The 20,742-nt window shown below is 70.4% G+C and carries 21 protein-coding genes, 1 rRNA gene and 2 pseudogenes; 9 read left to right on the top strand and 15 right to left on the bottom strand.

What is annotated here, in order from left to right:
- The first annotated feature begins 186 nt into the window (after positions 1–186).
- Positions 187–303: ribosomal RNA gene (gene rrf / locus BLW04_RS21710) — 5S ribosomal RNA — on the top strand.
- Positions 304–467: 164 nt separating this feature from the next.
- Here the strand turns inward: rrf and BLW04_RS21705 are convergent.
- The gene (locus tag BLW04_RS21705; protein WP_091547324.1) at positions 468–1,133 is read right to left on the bottom strand and encodes a DUF2461 domain-containing protein; all 666 of its coding nucleotides are present in this window, start codon (positions 1,131–1,133) and stop codon (positions 468–470) included.
- Entirely contained in the window at positions 1,130–1,744 is a 615-nt protein-coding gene (locus BLW04_RS21700) for a GNAT family N-acetyltransferase (RefSeq protein WP_091547321.1), read from the bottom strand. Before BLW04_RS21700 ends, BLW04_RS21705 begins: the two co-directional genes overlap by 4 nt.
- A gap of 50 nt (positions 1,745–1,794) precedes the next feature.
- Here BLW04_RS21700 and BLW04_RS21695 point away from each other — a divergent pair, with 50 nt between their 5' ends.
- On the top strand, positions 1,795–3,015 hold the full coding sequence (locus tag BLW04_RS21695) for a winged helix-turn-helix domain-containing protein (protein WP_091547318.1): 1,221 nt from the start codon (positions 1,795–1,797) through the stop codon (positions 3,013–3,015).
- Between the two features lie 2 nt (positions 3,016–3,017).
- Here the strand turns inward: BLW04_RS21695 and BLW04_RS21690 are convergent, their stop codons facing one another.
- The 3 genes from BLW04_RS21690 to BLW04_RS21680 all read right to left on the bottom strand — a co-directional run bounded on the left by BLW04_RS21690 (position 3,018) and on the right by BLW04_RS21680 (position 4,992).
- Positions 3,018–3,830 carry a DUF4097 family beta strand repeat-containing protein gene (locus BLW04_RS21690; protein WP_091547315.1) on the bottom strand — a complete coding sequence of 271 codons (813 nt, stop codon included), beginning with the start codon at positions 3,828–3,830 and terminating at the stop codon, positions 3,018–3,020.
- 107 nt (positions 3,831–3,937) lie between these two features.
- Positions 3,938–4,423 carry a toxin-antitoxin system HicB family antitoxin gene (locus BLW04_RS21685; RefSeq protein ID WP_091547338.1) on the bottom strand — a complete coding sequence of 162 codons (486 nt, stop codon included), beginning with the start codon at positions 4,421–4,423 and terminating at the stop codon, positions 3,938–3,940.
- Positions 4,424–4,659: 236 nt separating this feature from the next.
- On the bottom strand, positions 4,660–4,992 hold the full coding sequence (locus BLW04_RS21680; RefSeq protein WP_254781866.1) for a YkvA family protein: 333 nt from the start codon (positions 4,990–4,992) through the stop codon (positions 4,660–4,662).
- A 139-nt stretch (positions 4,993–5,131) separates the two neighbouring features.
- On the opposite strand from BLW04_RS21680, the gene BLW04_RS21675 reads away from it, so the two are divergent.
- The 6 genes and pseudogenes from BLW04_RS21675 to BLW04_RS28800 all read left to right on the top strand — a co-directional run bounded on the left by BLW04_RS21675 (position 5,132) and on the right by BLW04_RS28800 (position 8,190).
- Entirely contained in the window at positions 5,132–5,938 is an 807-nt protein-coding gene (locus BLW04_RS21675) for a thymidylate synthase (protein WP_091547312.1), read from the top strand.
- Positions 5,935–6,477: a dihydrofolate reductase gene (locus tag BLW04_RS21670; RefSeq protein ID WP_091547310.1), complete on the top strand. Its 543-nt coding sequence runs from the start codon at positions 5,935–5,937 to the stop codon at positions 6,475–6,477. Before BLW04_RS21675 ends, BLW04_RS21670 begins: the two co-directional genes overlap by 4 nt.
- Positions 6,478–6,487: 10 nt before the next feature.
- Positions 6,488–7,396: a 4-hydroxy-tetrahydrodipicolinate synthase gene (gene dapA, locus BLW04_RS21665; RefSeq protein WP_091547335.1), complete on the top strand. Its 909-nt coding sequence runs from the start codon at positions 6,488–6,490 to the stop codon at positions 7,394–7,396.
- Positions 7,393–7,599 carry a hypothetical protein gene (locus BLW04_RS29365; protein ID WP_305777669.1) on the top strand — a complete coding sequence of 69 codons (207 nt, stop codon included), beginning with the start codon at positions 7,393–7,395 and terminating at the stop codon, positions 7,597–7,599. The genes dapA and BLW04_RS29365 overlap by 4 nt, the downstream gene beginning before the upstream one ends.
- A gap of 31 nt (positions 7,600–7,630) precedes the next feature.
- Positions 7,631–7,813, top strand: a pseudogene (locus BLW04_RS29360) (MBL fold metallo-hydrolase); the annotation flags it as partial.
- A gap of 65 nt (positions 7,814–7,878) precedes the next feature.
- Positions 7,879–8,190, top strand: a complete 312-nt coding sequence (locus tag BLW04_RS28800; RefSeq protein WP_254781865.1) for a hypothetical protein — start codon at positions 7,879–7,881, stop codon at positions 8,188–8,190.
- A 183-nt stretch (positions 8,191–8,373) separates the two neighbouring features.
- On the opposite strand, the gene BLW04_RS21655 is transcribed toward BLW04_RS28800, so the two are convergent.
- The 10 genes from BLW04_RS21655 to BLW04_RS21610 all read right to left on the bottom strand — a co-directional run bounded on the left by BLW04_RS21655 (position 8,374) and on the right by BLW04_RS21610 (position 20,028).
- A complete protein-coding gene (locus tag BLW04_RS21655) occupies positions 8,374–11,241 on the bottom strand; it encodes an FAD-binding and (Fe-S)-binding domain-containing protein (RefSeq protein ID WP_091547307.1) in 2,868 nt (955 codons plus the stop codon).
- A 250-nt stretch (positions 11,242–11,491) separates the two neighbouring features.
- Positions 11,492–12,412: an alpha/beta hydrolase gene (locus BLW04_RS21650; RefSeq protein WP_091547306.1), complete on the bottom strand. Its 921-nt coding sequence runs from the start codon at positions 12,410–12,412 to the stop codon at positions 11,492–11,494.
- A 215-nt stretch (positions 12,413–12,627) separates the two neighbouring features.
- On the bottom strand, positions 12,628–13,944 hold the full coding sequence (locus BLW04_RS21645) for an MmgE/PrpD family protein (RefSeq protein WP_217631179.1): 1,317 nt from the start codon (positions 13,942–13,944) through the stop codon (positions 12,628–12,630).
- A 150-nt stretch (positions 13,945–14,094) separates the two neighbouring features.
- Positions 14,095–14,922 (bottom strand): DUF6282 family protein, encoded by an 828-nt coding sequence (locus tag BLW04_RS21640; protein WP_091547304.1) that lies wholly within the window; start codon positions 14,920–14,922, stop codon positions 14,095–14,097.
- Position 14,923: 1 nt separating this feature from the next.
- Positions 14,924–15,772 (bottom strand): nitrilase-related carbon-nitrogen hydrolase, encoded by an 849-nt coding sequence (locus tag BLW04_RS21635; protein WP_256375502.1) that lies wholly within the window; start codon positions 15,770–15,772, stop codon positions 14,924–14,926.
- Complete coding sequence (locus BLW04_RS21630; protein ID WP_091547299.1) at positions 15,765–16,733, bottom strand: glycine betaine ABC transporter substrate-binding protein; 969 nt, start codon at positions 16,731–16,733, stop codon at positions 15,765–15,767. The genes BLW04_RS21635 and BLW04_RS21630 overlap by 8 nt, the downstream gene beginning before the upstream one ends.
- A gap of 56 nt (positions 16,734–16,789) precedes the next feature.
- The gene (locus BLW04_RS21625) at positions 16,790–17,557 is read right to left on the bottom strand and encodes an ABC transporter permease (RefSeq protein ID WP_217631178.1); all 768 of its coding nucleotides are present in this window, start codon (positions 17,555–17,557) and stop codon (positions 16,790–16,792) included.
- Positions 17,554–18,549, bottom strand: coding sequence for an ABC transporter ATP-binding protein (locus BLW04_RS21620; protein WP_217631177.1), 996 nt, complete (start codon positions 18,547–18,549; stop codon positions 17,554–17,556). The genes BLW04_RS21625 and BLW04_RS21620 overlap by 4 nt, the downstream gene beginning before the upstream one ends.
- Positions 18,542–19,189: an ABC transporter permease gene (locus tag BLW04_RS21615; protein WP_091547297.1), complete on the bottom strand. Its 648-nt coding sequence runs from the start codon at positions 19,187–19,189 to the stop codon at positions 18,542–18,544. The genes BLW04_RS21620 and BLW04_RS21615 overlap by 8 nt, the downstream gene beginning before the upstream one ends.
- Entirely contained in the window at positions 19,186–20,028 is an 843-nt protein-coding gene (locus BLW04_RS21610) for an IclR family transcriptional regulator (RefSeq protein WP_175484197.1), read from the bottom strand. The genes BLW04_RS21615 and BLW04_RS21610 overlap by 4 nt, the downstream gene beginning before the upstream one ends.
- 503 nt (positions 20,029–20,531) lie before the next feature.
- Between BLW04_RS21610 and BLW04_RS21605 the strand changes: the two are divergent.
- A pseudogene (locus BLW04_RS21605) lies at positions 20,532–20,742 on the top strand (IS1380 family transposase); the annotation flags it as partial.

The raw sequence follows: 20,742 nt of genomic DNA, 5'->3' as shown, positions 1-20,742 counted from the left end.
GGCGTGAGTCGTGGAGCTGACCGGTACTAATAGGCCGAGGGCTTGACCACACACTTCTTCATCGATGTGTTGTCTTATGAGTGTTGTCTCGCGTCCACTGTGCGGTTCTGAAGGTGCGGAACCCTGGTTCCAGGCCCGACTTCGGCGTTTCTGCGGCCGGAGGCCGGGTTTCAATCTTCACAGTGTTACGGCGGTCATGGCGAAAGGGAAACGCCCGGTCTCATTCCGAACCCGGAAGCTAAGCCTTTCAGCGCCGATGGTACTGCCCGGGGGACCGGGTGGGAGAGTAGGACGCCGCCGGACATCCTTCACGAAACGGGGTCACAGCATCAGCTGTGGCCCCGTTTCGCATGTCCAGACACCGGCGCTCCCGATACCGAGAACACCGTGCTTTCGGTACCGAGAGCACGGGAGGGAGTGCCGCTTTCCGCGCTGAAAGCGGGAGGTGTGGCAGGGCCGCTGGTCGGTCAGCGGCGGCGATCCGGTGGCGCGGTGGTCGCGCCCACGTTGTCGGCCAGCCATCGGTTGAGCGTCCGCAGGTCCCGCCAGGCGTCCCGCACCCGGTCCAGGGCGGCGCGCTCGTGCAGCCAGTCGGTCGGCGTCCAGGTGCGGCTGGCGTGCAATGCGTTGTGACGCAACAGGTCGATGCGCTCGTGGTCCGCCGGCCAGCCCCGCGGTGCGCGGACCAGTAGGTCACCTTCGATGTTCCAGCCCCGGTCGCGCAGCCGCCCCACCTCCGCCGCCAGCTGGGGGCCCTGCAGGTCGTCGCCGACCGCGCGGCGGTACCGCTCCACCTGGTCCGGCTGCAGCCGCCAGCATCCGCCGGACACCTGTAGGCCGTCCGCGGACACCTGCACGTACAACGACCCGGCGCCGGCGCCCTCCGGGTGCAGTACCGCGCCCTGGTGGGTCTTGTATGGCGTCTTGTCCTTCGCAAAGCGCACGTCGCGGTAGGGACGGAACACCTTGGCTGTACCGAACTCGGGCTCGAGCTCGGCCACCAGGGCCTGCAGCGGCGCCCGGACGGCGTCGTCGTACCGGCCCCGGTGCTCGGCCCAGTACGTGCGGCTGTTGTCGGCCTCCAGGCCCTCGTAGAACACCAGCCCGTCGTCCGGGAAGCCCTGGAAGGTCACGGCTGTCCTCGTTGGTCGGCAGGGTCAGCGGGGTCACCGTCCAGCATCGTGTGCCAGCGGATCTCGCGGATGGTCGTCGTCCCGGTGTCCAGCGCGCGCGCCCAGCCGTCCCGCGCCCAACCGGCGCTCGCCAGGAAGCCTGCGGTCACCCGGTCGGACTCGGGCAGCCAGATCTGCAGCCGGGCGACGCCGCCGACGCAGGCGATGTCGGCCAGCGCCGCCAGCAGTCGACTGCCGTGTCCCCGGCGTCCCCAGCGGGGCTCCACCAGCAGGCTCCCGACCTCGGTGGTGGGCCCCTCGATCGCGGGCGGCTCACCCTCGGTGAGCTCGGCCGGTCCGAAGGCGGTGAAGCCGACGAGGGTCCCGGACTCCTCGGCGACGAGCACGCCGTGCGCGGGAGTGGGTGGGCTGGACGCTGCAGCGCGCCAGGCGGCGGTCGCCGCGGCGTCGTCCCAGTCGTCGAGCACCGCCGCCGGCAGGACCGTCCGGTAGGCGGTCCGCCAGGTGACGAGCTGGACGCGGGCGATCTCGGCGGCGTCCGCGGGAGAGGCGGGACGTACCGACGCCTCGGCCGAGCCACTCAGGCCGGGGCGGAGCGGGGGGAGGTCCACATCGGCAGCCTAGGCGGCGGCCGTCGTACCCCCACGGCAAGATCTCGTCCGTGCACATCCCCACAGAGCGCCTGTCGGCCGCCGTGGCCCGGCGCATCGCTCTGGGCGCGCAGGGCTTCGCCGATCCGCGGCCCACCGGCCCGGTCGGAACCCGTCAGCTCAAGCGGTTGGTCGACCGGCTGGCGGTGGTCCAGATCGACTCGGTCAACGTGCTGTCGCGCTCGCACTATCTGCCCGCCTTCAGTCGGCTCGGTGCCTATCCGCGGCCGGCGCTGGACGCGCTCGCCGGGCAGCGGCACGACCTGTTCGAGTACTGGGCGCACGAGGCGTCGTTCCTGCCGGTCCGGCTGCACCCGTTCCTGCGCTGGAAGATGGCCGCGGCCGAGGAGCACGCCTGGGGGTCGATGGTCCGGCTGAAGCGCGAGCGGCCCGGCTACGTCGCCGAGGTGTTCGACCGGGTGCGCGACGGCGGCCCGCTGAAGGCCAGTCAGCTGCTCGAGCCACGGCCGGACCGGCCCGGGTCGATGTGGAACTGGCACGCCGGGAAGGTGGCCTTGGAGTACCTGTTCTTCACCGGCGCCCTCACCGCCCGCACCCGGACGGCGGGGTTCGAGCGGGTCTACGACCTCACCGAACGGGTGCTGCCGCCCGCCGTGGTCCAGGCGCCCACCCCCGACCGCGCCGATGCCATCCGGGAGCTGGTGCGCACCGCCTCCCGAGCGCTGGGCGTGGCCACCGAGCGGGACCTCGCCGACTACTTCCGGCTGCGCCCCTCCGACACCCGCGTGGCGATCGGGGAACTGGTGGAAGCCGGTGAGCTGGTGCCGGTAGAGGTGGCCGGCTGGAACCGCCCGGGCTGGCTGGACCCGCAGGCCCGCCGTCCCCGTTGGGTGCGCGCCCGCGCCCTGCTCACCCCGTTCGACTCGTTGGTGTGGGAGCGCCCGCGGGTCGAGCGCATCTTCGGCTTCCGCTACCGCATCGAGATCTACACCCCGGCCGCCAAGCGGGTGCACGGCTACTACGTGCTGCCATTTCTGCTCGGCGACGGCCTCGTCGCCCGGGTCGACCTGAAGGCCGACCGCCAGGCCGGGGTGCTCCGCGTACAGGGCGCCTACGCCGAGCTGGGCCCGCACCCGGCCGAGTTGGCCGCGGAGCTGGCCGGCGAGCTGCGGCTGATGGCCGACTGGATGGAGCTCGACGGCGTCGCGGTCGTCGGTCGCGGCGACCTCGCCGCCGACCTGGCCGCCGCGGTGCACCGACCCGGCGGCTGAGCTCAGTCCGAGGCGGCCCGCGGGGCCGCCCGCCGGACCCGCAGGTCGCCGGAGACCGACTGCAGCACCACGGCCAGTTCGGCCTCGCGGGAGCCGCCGGCGTCGGGCCCTTCGTCGTCCAGGCCGGAGTACAGCCGCCCGGAGATGCTTCGCACGTCCAGCCAGACCCGCAACCCCGGTTTGACGGACACCCGGGCGTCAGCGGAGACCGTCTTCAGCTGCACGGTGCCGCGACAGGCCCGGCCGATGTTGATGTCCCCGGACGCGGAGGTCACCGACACGTCGTCACCCGCCTCGCCGACCGTGACGTCACCGGAGGCGGTGCGCACCAGAACGGCGCCGCCGGCGGAGTCCATTCGCACGTTCCCGGAGGCGGTGGCCACGGTCGCTACCCCCTCGACGGCGCCGGCCTGGACATCGCCACTGGCCGAGCGGAGCTCGAGTTCGGTGCAGTGCTCCACCGAGACGTCGCCGCTGGCGCCGGTGACCTCGGTGTGGCCCAGCCGGCCACGCAACTCCACGTCGGCCGAGCCCACCGCCACCCGGACCGCGGCGCCCGGCGGAGTGGTCACCTCGATGGCCAGGGCCGGCGTGCGCACCAGCCGGCGCTCAGGCACCGAGACCCGCAGCCGGGACGGGCTGGCGTCGACGTCGACCCGGTCGGCCGTGTGGTCGGCGCCGTCGAGCGCCTCGACCCGGACGGCCAGCTCGTCGGCGCCCTCGACGGCGCGGACCGTCACCGAGCCGGCGGGGTTGCGCACCTCGATCGCGCGGGGGGTCTCGGTCAGGGGGAAGGTGTGCGTGCGGACGGTCATGCGGACCTCCGGGGTCGGGGCTGATTGGCGGAGCCGTTCCGGTTCGGCACCGGAGGTGGAGGTGGGACGGGCGGAGCCGTTCCGGTTCGGCACCGGAGGTGGGTAGTTCAGCTCCGGGCGAAGCCGGAGTACTGGCGGGGACCGCGCCCGGGACGGGGCGGGGCGGTGGGCTCGCGGAGCCCGGCGGCCACGGCGCGGACCAGCCAGGCGTTCAGGGAGACGCCGGACGCGGCGGCGGCCTCCTCGGCGCGGGTCTTCAGGGAGTCGGGCAGTCGCAGACTGATCCGGGCGGTGGAACCGTCGTCGTCCGCGGTTGCCGGTTCCTCCGGGGGTGCGGCCGCCGGCTCCTCGGCGGCGTGCACGACGACGACCTCGGGGTCGCGGCCGCGCAGCCGGATGTCGACCAGGCCGCCGTCCCAGGCCGCGGTCACCTCGGCGGCCATCGCCGACAGCGCGTCGGTGACCGCCAGCCGGACGGCTGGCTCCATCGTGGCCGACAGCAGCCGGGCGGTCTCGCGGGTCTGCTCGGTGCCGGCCGCTGCTGCCGCCGTGAGGTGGGCGCGCAGCGCGTCGACGTACTCGCTCAGGTCCATGGACGCCATGGTGGCGTCATCCGTCCCGCGATCCGGCGTCGGGTCCGCCCGTCCGTCGGGTGCGGCGCCATGGGGACAGCATTCGGGCGACGTCCCGGTCCTCCCCGTGGTCCCGGCCCGCGTACCGGCCCCTTTCGCCCCGGCGGAGGCGGCTGCGCAATTCTTCGGTGTACGCCCAGTTCTCCATGGCGCCAATGTGACACCACTATGACGCCATATGCAACGTCAGAGCGGCGCTAGTTGCTGTCATGCTGGTGATGGAGCCCGGCGAGACGTCGGACAAGGGTCAGCCCGGTCGCCGTCCCGGGCCAGTGGCGGGTGAGCGCCTCGTCCCCCGGCCCGGCGAACGCCGGAGCCACCCAGGCGACCAGCACGGTGTCGTCGGCGTACCCGGCGACCGGCAGGACGTCGGGGAACCAGGTCCAGGGGGAGGAGCAGGTAGCCCAGCACCAGTCGCAGCACGTCGGGCAGCAGCCGCAGGGCCTCGCGCACGGTGGCGTCGTCCCCGGCGTCGCCCACCACAGCAGGGCGAGCAGGAGCAGCCAGAGCAGCAGCAGGCCGGCGAGCACCCCGCCGAGGGTCCGCCGGTACCGGGTTCAGTCGGTCCACGGGGACGAGCATGACGGCCGGTGCTGCGGTCCGTTGTCAGCCCCTCACCTAGCATCAGAAGGGCAGCAGCGGGGCACGGCGACGACGCGGGAGCACACGGTGAGCCAGGTCACGGACCAGCAGTACGAGGACCTGTTGCGCCGGGTGCTCGAGCACGGCACCCCGAAGGACGACCGGACCGGCACCGGCACCCGCAGCACGTTCGGCGAGCGGCTGCGCTACGACCTGTCCGAGAGCTTTCCGCTGGTCACCACCAAGAAGGTGCACTTCCGCTCGATCGCCTACGAGCTGCTGTGGTTCCTGCGCGGCGACGGTAACGTCGGCTGGCTGCAGAAGAACGGCGTCTCGATCTGGGACGAGTGGGCCGCCGAGGACGGCAGCCTGGGGCCGGTCTACGGCGTGCAGTGGCGCTCCTGGCCGACCGCGGACGGCGCGGCCGTCGACCAGATCTCCAACGTGCTGTCGACCCTGCGGACCGACCCGAATTCCCGGCGGATGATCGTCTCGGCGTGGAACGTGGGCGCGCTGCCGGAGATGGCACTGGCGCCCTGCCACGCGCTCTTTCAGTTCTACGTCGCCGGCGGGCGGCTGTCCTGCCAGCTCTACCAGCGCAGCGCGGACCTCTTCCTCGGCGTGCCGTTCAACATCGCCAGCTACGCGTTGCTGACCCGGATGGTCGCCCAGCAAGTGGGCCTCGAGCCCGGGGAGTTCATCTGGGTGGGCGGGGACTGCCACGTCTACGACAACCACGTCCCGCAGGTCACCGAGCAGCTGACCCGGGAGGTGCGGCCGTTCCCCCGGCTGGAGGTCGCGCCGGCGCCCTCGCTGTTCGAGCACACCTACGAGGACTTCCAGCTGCTCGGCTACGACCCCCATCCGGCCATCAAGGGGGCCGTGGCCGTGTGAGCGTCCGGCTGATCTGGGCGCAGGCCTCCGGCGGCTGCCTGGGCCTCGCCGGCGCCCTGCCCTGGCACCTCCCGGAGGACCTGCGGCTGTTCCGCGCCCTCACCCTCGGGTCGACCGTGGTGATGGGCCGGCGGACCTGGGAGTCGCTGCCGCCGCGGTTCCGGCCGCTGCCCAGCCGGGAGAACGTCGTCCTGAGCACCGGGCTGGCCCCACCGGCCCCCGGCGTGCGGGTCGCGGCGTCCCCCGCGGAGGTGCTGGCCGCCTCCGACGACTTCTGGGTCATCGGCGGAGCCAGCGTCTACGCCGCGTTCCTACCGCACGCGGACGAGGTGGTGATGACCGAGATCGACGCCCGGTTCGACGGCGACACCTGGGCGCCGGTCCTCGACGCGAGCTGGCGGCGGAGCGCCCGGGAGCCGGCCGCGGGCTGGTCGGTCTCCTCGACGGGGCTCCGGTACGCCACCTCCCGCTGGGATCGCGCCGGTGCTGCGGTCGCCGACCCGGCGGTGCCTGACCCCGCGGAGACCGGCCGCCGGTAGCGTGGACCCCATGTCGAGCGCCCCCGCAGTCGACCCCGCCCGGCCCTTCGGTCGCGTGCTCACGGCCATGGTCACCCCGCTGGCCGAGGACGGCACGATCGACCTCGCCGGGGCCCAGGAGCTGGCCGCGCACCTGGTCGACCGGCAGGCCCACGACGGGCTGGTCGTCTTCGGGACGACGGGGGAGTCACCCACGATCAGCGACGGCGAGCAGCACGCCGTGCTCGAGGCGGTCCTCGACGCGGTCGGCGACCGGGCCACCGTGGTCGCCGGTGTCGGCACCAACGACACCGCCCACTCCATCGAGAAGGCGCAGTCCGCCGCCCGGCTGGGCGTGCACGGGCTGATGGTCGTCACCCCGTACTACAACAAGCCCCCGCAGGCCGGTCTGCTCCGGCACTTCACCGCCGTGGCCGGCAGCACCGACCTGCCGGTGATGCTCTACGACATCCCGCCGCGTTCGGTCGTGCCGATCGAGGTGGACACCCTCGTGCGGGCCGCCGAGCACCCCAACATCGTCGCCGTCAAGGACGCCAAGGGCGACCTCGGCGCGGTCATGGAGACCCTGGCCCGCACCGACCTCGTCTACTACTCCGGTGAGGACATGCTCAACCTGCCGCTGCTCGCGGTCGGCGCCGTGGGCGTGGTCAGCGTCGTCGGGCACCTGGTCGGGCCCCGGCTGGCCGAGCTCGTCGCCGCCGTCGAGTCCGGTGACCTGGTCAAGGCGCGCGCGGTCAACGAGAGCCTGCTGCCGGTCTACACCGGGATCTTCCGCGGCCCGGGCGTGACCATGGTGAAGGCCGCGCTGCGCGAGCTGGGTCTGCCGTCCGGGCCGGTTCGCCCGCCGCTCGTCGATGCCACGCCCGGGCAGGTGGACCAGCTGCGCACCGACCTCCTCGCCGGGGGCGTCGCCCTGTGACGGCGGGCGTCTCGACCGGGCAGCAGCCCCACCTCGGTCTCCAGGCGCCCCCGCCGAGGCCGCCCGGCGCCCTGCGCGTCATCGCGCTGGGCGGGCTGGGCGAGATCGGCCGCAACATGGCCGTGCTGGAGTTCGCCGGGCAGCTGCTCGTCATCGACTGCGGGGTGCTCTCCCCAAGGCCGAACAGCCCGGCGTCGACCTGATCCTCCCCACTTCGGGGTCATCGAGCGCCGCTTGCACGACGTCGCCGTCGTCGTCCTCACCCACGGGCACGAGGACCACATCGGTGCGCTCCCGTACCTGTTGCGGCTGCGGGCCGACATCCCGCTGGTCGGCTCTCGGTTCACCCTGGCGTTGGTCCGGGCCAAGCTGCGCGAGCACCGGATCGACCCGGTGCTGGTCGAGGTGGCCGCCGGTGACCACCACCGCGCCGGGCCGTCTACCGAGTTCATCAGCGTGAACCACTCGATCCCCGACGCGACGTGGGGGAGGAGTCGCTGCAGGCCCGCCGGTTCCTCGCCGACGAGGGATTCGTGGCGTTCACCGTCGTCGTCGAGCCCTCGGCGCGGACGATCGTGCGCCCGGTGCACCTGTCCACCCGCGGGTTCTCCGACGACCCGGCCGCCTTCGACGCCGTCCTCGGGCTGGTCGAGGCCAATCTCAAGCAGGCGCTCGCCGATGACGACGTCGACCCGCACCGGCTCTCCCAGGTGATCCGCCGGACGGTCGGCAAGTGGGTGTCGGATACCTACCGGCGCCGGCCGATGATCATCCCCACGGTCCTGGAGGTGTGAGCACCTCTTCGCCTCCCGGACGACGCTGCGACGGAACACCTCCGGCCGCCGGGGTGACCGGCCTGCCGCTTGACCAGCCGGCCGACGCACGGCAGGCCGGCAGCGGAGGCCCTGCCGGTCGCGACGGCCGGTGAGGCGGTGCCCCGATTGCCGGGTCCGTCTCATGCGGTCAAGCCCCTTCGGTCACCGCACGGGGTGCTCCGCGGGGAGTGCGGCCCGCAGCACCTGCGCGAGGTGGACGCCCTCCGCGCCGGTGCCCTGGACGATCTGCGTGCGGCAGGAGAAGCCGTCGGCCAGCACGATCGTGTCGTCGGCCGCGGCGCGGACCATCGGGAACAGCTCGCGCTCGGCCAAGGCCTGTGATACCTCGTAGTGGCCGGGCTCGAACCCCCAGTTGCCGGCCAGCCCGCAGCAGCCACCGCTGACGACCGCGGCATCCACGCCCAGCTTCTCCAAGACCCGCAGCTCGGGCCCGTAGCCGTGCATCGACTTCTGGTGGCAGTGCACCTGGCAAACGGCTGCAGCCGGGCCTGCTTCGGTGGACAGTTCACCGAACGGCCACGGCCGGTCCCGGTCGAGATGTCGGGCCGCGAAGGCACCTAGGGTCGTGGTCAGCTCAGTGACCCGCCGAGCCCGTGGATCGTCGGGGAGCATTTCGAGGATCTCGTCCTGGAGCATGACGGTGCAGGAGGGCTCGAGACCGATGATCGGGTAGCCGGCCTCGAGCAGCGGCTCGATCACGTCGAGAGTGTTGCGGAGGACCTTCCGGGTGATGTCCAGTTGCCCGGTGGAGTGCCAGGTCAGACCGCAGCAGACGTTCGCCGTCGGCATGACGACCCGGTATCCCATGGCCTCGAGGACCTCGACGGCGGCGCGGCCCGGCGCGTCGCTCGAGTAGTTCGTGAACGTGTCCGGCCACAGCACCACGGTCTCGCGCCCGTCGATGGCCTCGTCGGGGCGGCGTCCCGCGGACCTACGCCGGAACCACGCAGTCAGCGGCCGGGGGGCGAAAGAGATCATCCGCCGCCTCGGTTCGATCCCGCCCAGCCGCTTGGTCAGGGTCTCGACGGGACCGAACGACACCAGCAGGTTGATCGCGCGGAAGGCGAAGGGCACCTTCTCCGTGATCCGCATGAGCCACGGCAACCAGCCCATCGTGAACTGGGCCATCGGGCGCCGGTTCCGGCCCAGGAAGGAGCGCAGCCCCTGGCCGTAGTGGTGGTGGAGGAACTCCGCCTTGTACGTGGCCATATCCACGTTGACCGGGCACTCGGTGGCGCACGCCTTGCAGGACAAGCAGAGATCGAGCGCCTCCAGGGCGTCCTTCGACTTCCAGCCCTCGGGAATCGACTCCCCGCGCAGCATCTCGGCCAGCACGCGGGCGCGTCCCCGGGTCGAGTGCACCTCGTCCCCGGTGACGTGGAAGGACGGGCACATCGCGCCTTCGTCCGAGCGGCACGCACCCACGCCCACGCACCGATTGACGGCGCTGGAGAAGGACCCGCCGTCCCGGGACAGCGCGTGCACGGGGGTCAGCTCGAGGTTGCGGGCGCCGGGGCCGGGTCGGATCCCCTGGTCGACGGGCTCGGGATCCACCAGCACTCCCGGGTTGAACACACCGTCGGGGTCGAAGACGCGCTTGAACTCGGAGAAGGCCTGCAGGGCGTCCGGGGAGTAGATCCTGGACAGCAGCTCGGAGCGGGCGCGCCCGTCGCCGTGCTCGCCCGAGACCGAACCGCCGTAGCGGTGGACCAGTTCGGCGGCACGCTCCACGAAGGTCCGGTACGCGGCCACCCCCGCCGCGTCGGAGAAGTCGAAGGAGATGCGGATGTGCACACATCCCTCCCCGAAGTGGCCGAAGGGGATGCCGGTGAGGTGGAGCTCGTGCAGCAGGTCGTACAGATCGCGGAGGTACTCGCCCAGGCGAACAGGGGGCACCGCGGAGTCCTCCCAACCCGGCCACGCTTCACCGCCGTCAGGCAGGCGGGTCACGATGCCCGCACCGGCTTCGCGGATTGCCCACAACCGCTGTGCCGGCGCCGGCTCGACCACGATGATCGAGTCGACGACGCCCTCGGGAACGAGACTCGGCAGCCCCCGGGCCACGGCCTCGGCCGCCTCGAGGGTGTCGGCGCCGACCTCGCAGTACAGCCAGCCGCCACCACGCGGGAGCTCGGAGCCGGAGGTCTGCCGGCCGGGGCGGGTCTGCAGGGCCTCGACCAGGTCCGACCCCATGCCCTCGATCGTGTAGACGCCGGGGACGCGGAGCGTCGGAGCGGCGGTCGCGGCCGCGATGGCATCCTCGAACCCCAGCACGGCCAGGGCCGTGTGCGCGGGCTTGCGGACCAGACGCACCGTGAGCCGCGTGATGATCCCGCACGTGCCCTCCGTGCCGGCGAAGGCCTTGGCGGCGTCGAAGCCGTTCTCGGCGAGCAGGTGGTGGACGCCGTAGCCGGAGACCTGACGGGGAAACTGCCCCAGTTCGGTGCGCAGCGTCGCCAGGTGCTGGTCCCGGATCCCGGTGAGCCGCCGGGTGATCGCCGGGTCCGACGTGCCCCCTCGACGCAGCTCCACGTCGCGCCCGTCGGCGAGCATGACGGTGAGTGACACCAGGTTGTCGGCGCTCGTCCCCCATGCCACGGAGTGGGAGCCGCACGCGTTGTTGGCCACCATCCCGCCGATCGTGCAGCGCGAGTGCGTCGAGGGGTCCGGGCCGTACGTGAGGCCGAACTCGGACGCCGCAGCACGTAGCTGATCGCAGATCACGCCCGGCTCGATGATCGCGGTCATGGCCTCCGGATCGATGGACAGGATCCGGTTGAAGTGCCGAGACGTGTCGATGACCAGGCCGTCGCCGATGGCGTTTCCGGCCACCGACGTCCCGCCCCCCCGGGAGATGACCGGCCAGCCGCGCGCCCGCGCCAAGGCGAGCAGCTCCCGGATCTCGTCTACGCCGCGCGGCTCGGCGATCGCCTCGGGCAGTCGGCGGTAGATGGAGGCATCGGAGACGTAAGCGGCACGGGTGGTGAGGTCGTCTCGGATGTCGGTCATGGGTCCGCACCTCGCTGTCGGGTTCCACGGTCCTGCCGTCCAGCCCTGGGAATGGCTCCGGACCCGTACGGACAGGCACCGGGTAGCAGGTCTTGTCTCTGGTGGGGGCGCACGATCTGTGCGTGTCGCCTGCCCGGCGTGGCGCTGGCAGGCGGACGGTCCGCACCGGGCCGTCCGCCTGCGCTCGCCGACATGCCACCGGGCACCCACCGATCCCGTCCAGGGATCAGCTGGTGCCCGGTGCAGTCGGTCAGGCGGACACGGTCCGGGACGGAGAGGAGCTCTTCAGGAAGGCCTCGTCGAAAAATTCCTGCAGGCGGTCGCACAGGAGCAGGAACTCCGGGTGGTCGCCGTACATGAAGTCGTTGTGCCGGCCATCGACGGTGTACAGGGTCTTCGGCGAAGACGCCGCTTCGTACAGGCCGAGCGCCTCGTCGTACGGGTGCAGGGTGTTGCGCTCCCCGTGCGCGATGAACAGGGGCATTTGCCCCAGGTGCGGGACGACCCTTTCTGCCTTCAGATCCATGATGGACTCGGTGAACTGCAGCCGAGTGGGGTGACCGAAGCCGTAGACCTGCTCCAGTTCCTTGCCGACGTAGTCCTTGCTGGCCGGGTCCAGCGGGTAGTGGTGGAAGGTCTCGGCGAGCAGGGACTCGCCCTGCAGCACCCGCCGTGTCCGGTCCTCCGCCACCTCGTCCACGAGGCGCGTCCACTCGTCGTAGGTGTGGATCGACTTCAACCAGCGCTGTCCGTCGTAGAAGCCGTTCAGTGCGGCCACTCCTGCGACGTTGTGGCCCTTCTCGGCCGCGAGGACGACATTGGCCGCACCCATTCCCCACCCGACGAGGCCGATCCGGGAGTTGTCGACGTCGGTCTGGGCCTGCATGAAGGTCACCGCATTGCGGATGTCCTCGACCTGCTGCTCGATGAGCACAGTGCCCTTCGGGCCCTCGCTGTCGGCCATCCCGCGATAGTCGAAGCCCAGGCAGACGTAGCCGCGCTGCGTCAGCTGCTGGGCGAACAGCTTCGGGTAGAACTCGTTGAATCCCTGATAGCCGGAGTTGACGATCAGCGCGGGGTGGGGGCCGTCGGCAGACAGCTCGTCGGGGTAGTAGAGGGTCGCCTGCAGTCGGCAACCTTCGCTGAAAAATGTCGTCTTGTGCTCGATCACTGTCTTGTCCCTCGTTCCTTGGGTGGATCAGTAGTCATTCCGGGCCCGACCGGCCGGGATGGATGTCTTCGCGGGGGTCCCCGTGGTCCGTGGTCAGGTCTCAATGGCGTCCTATGGGCTGAACTGGCACCTCCGAGTCGTCGCAGCCTGGGAGCACGCGGGCGTGCTCACCGGGAGGTCTCCGGCCGCCCGGCCGCGGGAAGATGCGTGTCATGTCAGATCGGCGCCATGAGCAGGCGTGTCAGGTCGTCCACTCTCGCGTCCTGACCACCCATGACGATCTCGGCGATGGAGTCGCTGCGCCGACGCCCGAGAGCGTGCGTGTAGTCCCTGAACTTCTCGAGGAGGACGTCGTCGCTCAAGGGCGACTCCGGGTCGCCCTCAGCCGGGGTGAGCGCCGAGGACTGCGACCGGCCGTCGGTGAACGTGATCCGCACCTGGGCCCGACGTGTGGCGGGGAACTCGTCGGTCATGGCCCGCGACGGCGTCAGCCTGATCTTCTCCGCGAGCCCGAGAGCGGCCGCCTCCTGCTGCGGGGCCACGATGTGGTCAGGCGCCAGTTCCCCGTGCACCAGGGCTGAGGCCAGCGCGAAGGGAAGGCTGTACTGCGCCTCCTCCGTGGTCCGGGGAGCAGACGTACGCAGCCGGGCCGCCGCGTCGAAGGTGATGACCTCGATGTCCTCGATCTGGTCGATCGACAGGTGGTCGGCAACGCGGAGGCCGAGGCCGGCCTGGACGGCCGGATGGGCCCAGCGGCACACCGGATAGGGCTTGAAGTACTGCTCGGTGATCCACCACCGGACGCCGAGGTCCTGGCCCTCGAAGGTTCGCTCGACCAGTTCGGCGGGGGCGCCGGTGAAACCGTCGCGGGCGAGGAACGCGGCGGCCACCCCCGCCTGCGCCCCCCACGCGGAACTGTCCTTGACCATCGTGGGGTGGTCGATGGCGCGCATCATCGGGCCCCGGGGCGCGGAGTACTCGGCGATGCCCAACGCGTGACTGGTGGCCTCGTCGTCGAGACCGAGCAACCGGGCGCCCACAGCAGCGGAGCCGATCGCGTTCCAGGCGCCCGAGCTGTGGTAGTCCGCGGCGGTCCGGTGCAGCGTGATGCCGGCGCGCAATGAGACCTCGTAGCCGACGACGAGTGCGGACAGGAGGTCGCCCATTGCCCGTCCCGGCACCCCGTCCATGAAGGCCAGCACGGCGGGGAGGACGGCTGCGCCGGCGTGGCCCTTCACCAGGCGATGCCCGTCGTGCCCGTCGACCGCGTCGATCGTCCCCGCATTGGCGAGCGCGGCATGGGCCGCGCCGACCCGGCGGCCGTCGAAGAGCAGACGCGACGACTGGCTCGATCCGCCGGCTTGACGGTCCGCGTGGTCACGCAGTATCTGCGAGAGCGCCGTCGCGGTTCCCGCTGCCGCGACCCCGATGAGGTCGAGCAGGCATCGCCGGGCTTGGTGCACCACGTCGACCGGTAGACCCTGCGGGTCGGTGCCGTGGATGAACGCTCGTACGTCCGGTGGGGCGCTCACGGAGGAACCTTTCTCTCTGAGGGGCCGGCTGCCGGTGGGATGGGTTGCGTTGACTTCTTGACCGGAGCGCGGCGATGGCCGAAGCGGCGGGCACCTTGAGCCGGGCGGGTCTGCCCGTGGTCGGGCCGTGGTCGGGCCGTCTACGGGTGATTACCGCGGCGCCAACAGCGACTCGGGAACGGTCGAGGCGGCAGCCTCCAGCCGCCCGCGGTCGAGGCCCTCGCCGGCGAGGACGTCGATCAGTAGCACCAGCGCCTCCGGCGGGGAGGGCGAGTCGGGCTGTCCTGCATCCGAGGAGAGGATCAGCTGATCGCTGGCAGCCTCTGCGACCCGAGCCAGCATGGCCGGGGTGCATCCGGGCTGGTGCAGCAGTTGATAGGTGGTGATCTCCGCGTGTCCACCGGATTCGACGAGGGCGCGCACGGCGGAAGGGGCCAGGCCCGGCACGGTGTAGGAGGGATGGGTGAACATGAGTCGGCCGATGCCGTAGAAGCGCGCTCGTTCGCTGAGCCATCGACACTCGTCTCCGCTGAGATGCCCGGTGGCCAGCACGGCATCGTGGTCGGCGATCAGCGCCAGTACCGACTCGGTGGCCTCGGTGGCTCGCGTGTCGACGGGTGGAACGGCGTAGGAATGGGACCCGATCTGAGGAACGTGGTCGCAGAGTCTGGGCAGGTCAGCGGTGTGCTGGGTGTGCGCGTCGGCCGTGGGCATCCACACGACGCGCCCCCCCGCCCCCAGGGCGGCAGCAGCCGCGCTGGGGTTGATGCCCCCGCAATGCTGATTGAGTGCCACACCTCCGTAGACGGTCTGACCCGATGATCGGGACGCGGCGTAGGCCCGTCCCACGGTCGACTCGTAGTGCGCCTTCAGGACGAAGCCGGAGAAGTCGGCCAGGGCGTAGGCCCCGGCGACCTCGGCGTCGTCCCCGATGCGGTCCACCACGTCGGGCCCGGCATGCACATGGCTGTCGAACACGTCAGAGCTCCTCGTCGGCCAGCTCCAGCGCGGCACGGGCGACGACGTCCGCGCGAGACTCCTGGAGCAATGGCCACTGCCGGCGCAGCGAACGGAGTTCGGCGAGATCCAGCTGGCAGTCGAGCTCTCCAGGTTCCGAGCCGAGTTGGCCCAGCACCTCGCCAGTGGGATGGATGACGCGTGACCCGCCCCAGAACTGGCGCCCGCCCTCGTCTCCGCAGCGGTTGACGAACACGACGTACGTCTGCAGGACGACTGCAGCGTGCAGCAGGAGGATGTCCCAGGCCCGCGACGTCGGCAGGCCGACATGGCTGACCGCGCTGTTGACCGGCACGACCAGTACCTCTGCCCCGCCGTGTGCGGCGAGCCAGGGGAGAGGCGGTTGCCAGGCGTCGTTGCAGATCAGGGTCGAGATACGGGTTTTCGGAAGGTCGTAGCAGTGCAGCGCCCCACCCGGGCGGAAGTGCTTACGCTCCTCCCATCCGCGATAGGTGGGCAGGAACATCTTGCGCTGGATCCGGGCATCCCCGTCGACCAGGAGGGCGGCGCTGTTGAAGGTGTGGTGGCGCAACGCTTCAGCGAAGCCGACCACCGCGGCCGGTCCGTGCCGCCCCAGCTCCAGCAGCCTCGGATCGTCCGGTGACAGTGGCCGGACGTCGGGGATCTCGCTGAGGTGGTACCCGTGGGTCGCCAGCTCGGGAGCCACGACGAGATCGCGATCCGACGCCTTCTGCACCAGCGCATCGAGTGTCCGAAGGTTGCCCCCGACGTCGCCCAGCATCGGATCGGTCTGCAGGAGGCGAACCTTCAGGACTGCACTGCCTTCGGGTTCAGGTGACCTCTCACTCACCGACGAAGCCCTTCTCGACGAGCCATTCCTTGGCCGCCTCTTCGGGGGTCTCTCCGTCCACGTCGACCTTTGCGTTCAGGGACTGCAGCGTCTGGTCGTCGAGAGCCTCCGCCACGGGAGCGAGGACGTCCTCGATGGCGGGGTGCTGGTCCAGGACCTCCGCGCGAATCGACACGGCGGGGTTGTAGGCCGTGAAGTACTGCTTGTCGTCCTCCAGGACTGCAAGGTCCAGAGCTGCGATCCGCCCGTCGGTGGCGAACACCTCACCGAAGACACAGGGATTGGCCGTGTCGATCGCGTTGTAGATGGGCCCGGCCGCCAGTTCGGACACGCGGTCACCAGGGAGGTCGAACCCGTAGGCATCCTTGAGTCCAGGCCAACCGTCGTCGCGGCCGAAGAACTCCGCCGCGCCACAGAACGAGGCGCTGGCGGGGTCCGAGTTCACCAGCTCGGCGTAGTCGGACAGCGTCTCGACACCCAGCTCCTCCGCCTTCTCCCGGCTGACCGCGACCGCATAGGTGTTGTTCGCCGGTGCCGGCTCGAGCCAGGCCACCGAGTTCTCCTGCTTGTCGCGCTTAGCGACCGCCTGGTAGAGCTCCTGCGGGTCGGCAATCGGCTCGGTCTCGCCCAGGTGGGTGACCCACCCTGTGCCGGTGTACTCCCAGTACATGTCGAGGTCGCCGCTGAGCAGCGCGGAACGCACGCTGCTGCTCCCCGACATCCCGCAGCTGCGGTTGGCGGTTGCCCCGGCGGACTCCAGGGCCTGCGCGGTGAGCTCGCACAGGATCAGTTGCTCGGTGAACTCCTTGCCGCCGACGGTGACCTCGACGTCGCTGAGATCACCCTTGGCGGCGAGGCTGCCAGCGGACACCTCGGTCGATGGTTCCTCGCCCAAGGCGCAGGAGGAGAGGAGGGCGATCCCGGCGATCAGCCCGGTGACGGACGTGAGTTTGTGACGCATGGTGGTTCCCTTCGGATGGAGGCGCTGTGGTTTCCCGGCGGACAGGTGCTCGGAGCTCAGATGCCCTTGGGGCGAAGGCGGCGCTCGACGATGCCGGCCAGCCAGTCGACGATCAGCGCCAGGGCGATCGTGAGCAGGCAGCCGGCCAGGAGGATCGGCATGCGGTTCAACACGATGCCTCGTTCGATGAGGCCGCCCAGCCCGCCGGCGTTCGTGTAGGTGGCGAGCGTGGCCACCCCGACGTTGAGGATCAGGGAGACCCGGATGCCGGCGAGCATGACCGGCACGGCCAGCGGGAGCTCGACGGTGAAGAGGATGCGGCGAGCGCTCATGCCCATTCCTCTAGCCGCGTCGATGACGAAGGGCGCCACTTGCTGAAGCCCCACGATGGTGTTCCTGAGGATCGGGAGCAGGGCGTAGACGACCAGGGCCACGACGGCCATGCGAAAACCGACGCCGTAGACCAGGGCCAGGAGGACCAGGAGCCCGATCGAGGGAATGGCCTGCCCCGCGTTCGCCAGGGCCAGGGTCGGGGGCCGGAGATAGCGCGCCCACGGTCTGCTCAGCAGGATCCCGGCCGGAACGCCTATGGCGATCACCACGACGGTCGACACCACGACGAGCGACACGTGCTCGGAGAGCTGCCTCAGGAGCTCGCCCGTGGTCAGCGCCCGAGCCTCGATGGAGTCGAGGGTCGCGGTGCGGATGTAGACCAACGTGCCGACGACCAGCGCCGTCGCGATGACGGGCAGGATCCACGTCGAGCGATCCTTGCCGCGCTCCACGGTGGCCGCGGTGCGCAATGAGGTCGCGGTGTTGCTCACCGCAGGGTCGATTGCTTGGGCAGGGACGTGGCCAGGAGCATGTCCTGAACGGTCCGGGTGGCTCCGCCGACCACGTGGACCCGCGCGGCTCCGGTCATGAGCATCTTCTCCAGGACTGCGGCGACCGACTCGTCGGGGCCCACGGTGAGGTCGGCGGGTCCTTCCTGATCGACGGAGGCAGGCAGGTCCTCCACCCGCAACAGGGACAACCGGCGCAGGGCGGCGCCCTCCCCGATGAACGAGCGCACGAAGTCGTCCGCGGGATTGGTGAGGATCTCGAGGGGGGTGTCGAACTGCGCCAGCCGAGACCCTTCCGCGAAGATCGCAATGCGGTCTCCGAGGCGGAGCGCCTCGTCGATGTCGTGGGTGACGAAGACGATCGTCTTGCGGATGCGCTGCTGGATCTGGAGGAATTCCGCCTGCAGACGTTCCCGGGTGATCGGGTCGATCGCGCCGAATGGCTCGTCCATCAGCATCACCGGCGGGTCGGCAGCAAGGGCCCGGGCGACCCCCACCCGCTGCTGCTGTCCTCCTGAGAGTTGCTTCGGATACCGGGACCGGTACACGGACGGGTCCAGGCCGACGAGTTCCAGCAGTTCGTCGACGCGGGCGGAAACTCGCTGTTTGTCCCAGCGCAGCATGGACGGGACGATGCCCACGTTCTGGCCGATGGACATGTGCGGGATGAGCCCCACCTGCTGGATCACGTACCCGATGTGGCGGCGGAGTTCGTCCGGATCGGAATGAGTCACATCCCGACCATCAATCCAGATCTGCCCCGCGGAGGGCTCCACCAGGCGATTGATCATCCGCAGGGTCGTCGTCTTTCCACACCCGGACGGGCCGACCAGGCAGACGAATTCTCCGCGCTGGATGTCCATCGTCAGGGGGGCGACGGCGGGAGTGTTCGATCCCTCGTAGTGCTTGGTGACCCCGCTCAGCCGGATCATGGGGTCGGTCGAGCCATCGGGGGCGTTGCTGACGTCAGGCATGGAGACCTCTCGGTGTAGTGACCCGGCCAATGATGAGAAAGAGCACGTCCAAGACAGCCGCCACCACCACGATCGCTAGCACGCCGGCGAGTGCTTCGTTGAGGGCATTAGCGCCCCCCATCCGGGACAATCCGCGGAAGATGAGCTCTCCAAGACCGGGACCGCGCACTGCCGCGCCGATGGCAGCGATGGCCACCACCATGATCGTCGCCACCCGAATCCCGTTGAGGATCACCGGCCAGGCAAGTGGCAGCCGAATTCTCCACAGGCGCCGCCGAGAGTCCATGCCCATTCCCCGGGCCGCGTCCACCACACCCTCGTCCACGGTCTCGAGCCCGGTTACTGCATTCCGGAGAATCGGGAAGACCGCGTATATGGTCAGCGCCAGCACGGTCGGCGCTACGCCCAGCCCGAAGAGCGGGATCATGAGTCCGAACAACGCGAAGGAAGGAATGGTGAGGATCGTCCCGGTGACGGAAAGCGCCACCTTGCGTGTCCGTGGAAGGTGCTCTGTAGCTATGGCGAGGAGGATGCTGATCACCGTGGCAAAGCTGACGGAGATCAAGACGACCTGCACGTGCTGCAAAAACAGGAACGCTATCCGAGTCGAATTCTCGCTGAGGTAGTCGAAGAAGCTCATGAGATCCTTCTCATCTCGCCGCCGAGCCCCGGGAGGGCGCTGTTCTGCTCCTTGCCTGTGGGAGGATTGGGCAGAGGCGGAGACGACAGCGCCTGGCTGAGGTACTGCGTTGCCTGGCTGACCTGTCGACCGACGTTGTTCATGTCCTTCAGCAGCCGATACGTCGGCGCGGAGATGTTCAGCGCGGCGACGATTCGTCCGTTCCCGTCACGCACCGGGGCGGCCACCGCGGCCAGGTCGTCGTCGAACTCGTCGACCACCGCGGCGAACCCCAGCGCCCGCGCCCGGTTCACCCGGTCGATCACGGCATCGACGGTGGTCGGAGCCTTGGAGCCCGGCCCCTTGCGGAACCCCTCCGCGAGCAGAGTCCGGATCTCGTCGGCACCGTGGTCGAACAGCAGGGCGCGCCCTGACGAGGTGCAGGTGACGGGCACCGTGCGACCCACCCATTGCACGGCTTCGACTGCTCGGTACGGCCCCTCCGACAGGATGGTGAGCACCTCGTCGTCGCGGCGGATGCTGAGGTGAACCCGCTCTTTGACCTGGCGCGCCAGTTGGCGCATCGCCGACGGAGCCAGCAGGAGCAGGCGTTGATCCCCCGCCTGGGTCGCCAGTGTGAAGAGCCTCCATCCCAGTCGGTGCAGCCCGTCGTCATCGCGTTCCACCAGCCCCAGGCTGATCAGCGGTCTCAACTGACGGGAGACGCTGGACTTGTCGCGCCCCAGAGACCGCGCCAGTCCGCTGACCGTGAGGCCACGGGTGACCACGGGCCCCGACGGCGCGAGCGCTTCCAGGATCGCAAGGATCTTGGCGGCCCCTGTGTCCTGGGTCTCATGCATGGCGCCACTATCGACGCTCGGATGCAATACCTGCAATCCCCCGTTGCGAATTTTGCAACGCTTTGTCCGTCGCGTGCTCAGGGCCGTGCCGGCGGCGGCCCGCTCCTGTCGCCGCACCCGGCGGCGCACCCCCTCGTCGGCGAACCGGCGTTGCCAGCGCTCACCGCGGCAGCAAGACATGGGCGGCCGGTACGGGCGCCGCCTGATGGACCTCGCGGTCACACGGCCGAAGCCGACTTTTCGGCCTGCTCTATCTCGCCGTCACCCGTGCGCTCTACCGCGGCGGCGTGTGTCGGTCATCGACGGTCCCACCACGCCGACGACCCCAGCCCCGGGCGTGCTGGCCCAGCCGGTGTTCACCCCACGAATCAGCCTGCTATTAGCCTCGAGATTTCATACCAGCCGGCCTCGACGGGAAGTTGATCAAACGGAAAGTGCCCCTGACCTGCGAGAATGGGACTTGTCGAGAGTCCATGCCACGCTGATCGAGGAGCACCTTCCAGGTGAAGAAACCTACCCTGCTCTACCCCCGGCTGTCTGTGGACACCGCGCCGGTTCCAGCCGTCGGTCAGGCCGGTGGAGTACTGCTCACCGAGACCGTCGCGGCCAGTGGTCTGGGGGCCGGGCTGCGGGCGGGGTTGTCGCCGTGGCGTAAGCCGCTGGCGATCCACGACCCGGGCAAGGTCGTGCTGGATCTCGCGCTCACCCTGGCCG

The sequence above is a fragment of the Modestobacter sp. DSM 44400 genome, from assembly GCF_900107175.1.
Classification (GTDB): domain Bacteria; phylum Actinomycetota; class Actinomycetes; order Mycobacteriales; family Geodermatophilaceae; genus Modestobacter.
The sequence above is the reverse complement of the archived record's forward strand: the minus strand, read 5'-3'. Positions and strand labels throughout refer to the sequence as shown.

What these genes read in the sequence shown, in the direction of transcription:
- BLW04_RS21655 (WP_091547307.1), bottom strand. Translation starts at nt 11,241, where the DNA reads ATGACCGACATCCGAGACGACCTCACCACCCGTGCCGCTTACGTCTCC.
- BLW04_RS21690 (WP_091547315.1), bottom strand. Translation starts at nt 3,830, where the DNA reads ATGACCGTCCGCACGCACACCTTCCCCCTGACCGAGACCCCCCGCGCG.
- BLW04_RS21630 (WP_091547299.1), bottom strand. Translation starts at nt 16,733, where the DNA reads ATGCGTCACAAACTCACGTCCGTCACCGGGCTGATCGCCGGGATCGCC.
- BLW04_RS21620 (WP_217631177.1), bottom strand. Translation starts at nt 18,549, where the DNA reads ATGCCTGACGTCAGCAACGCCCCCGATGGCTCGACCGACCCCATGATC.
- BLW04_RS21610 (WP_175484197.1), bottom strand. Translation starts at nt 20,028, where the DNA reads ATGCATGAGACCCAGGACACAGGGGCCGCCAAGATCCTTGCGATCCTG.
- BLW04_RS21615 (WP_091547297.1), bottom strand. Translation starts at nt 19,189, where the DNA reads ATGAGCTTCTTCGACTACCTCAGCGAGAATTCGACTCGGATAGCGTTC.
- dapA (WP_091547335.1), top strand. Translation starts at nt 6,488, where the DNA reads ATGTCGAGCGCCCCCGCAGTCGACCCCGCCCGGCCCTTCGGTCGCGTG.
- BLW04_RS21685 (WP_091547338.1), bottom strand. Translation starts at nt 4,423, where the DNA reads ATGGACCTGAGCGAGTACGTCGACGCGCTGCGCGCCCACCTCACGGCG.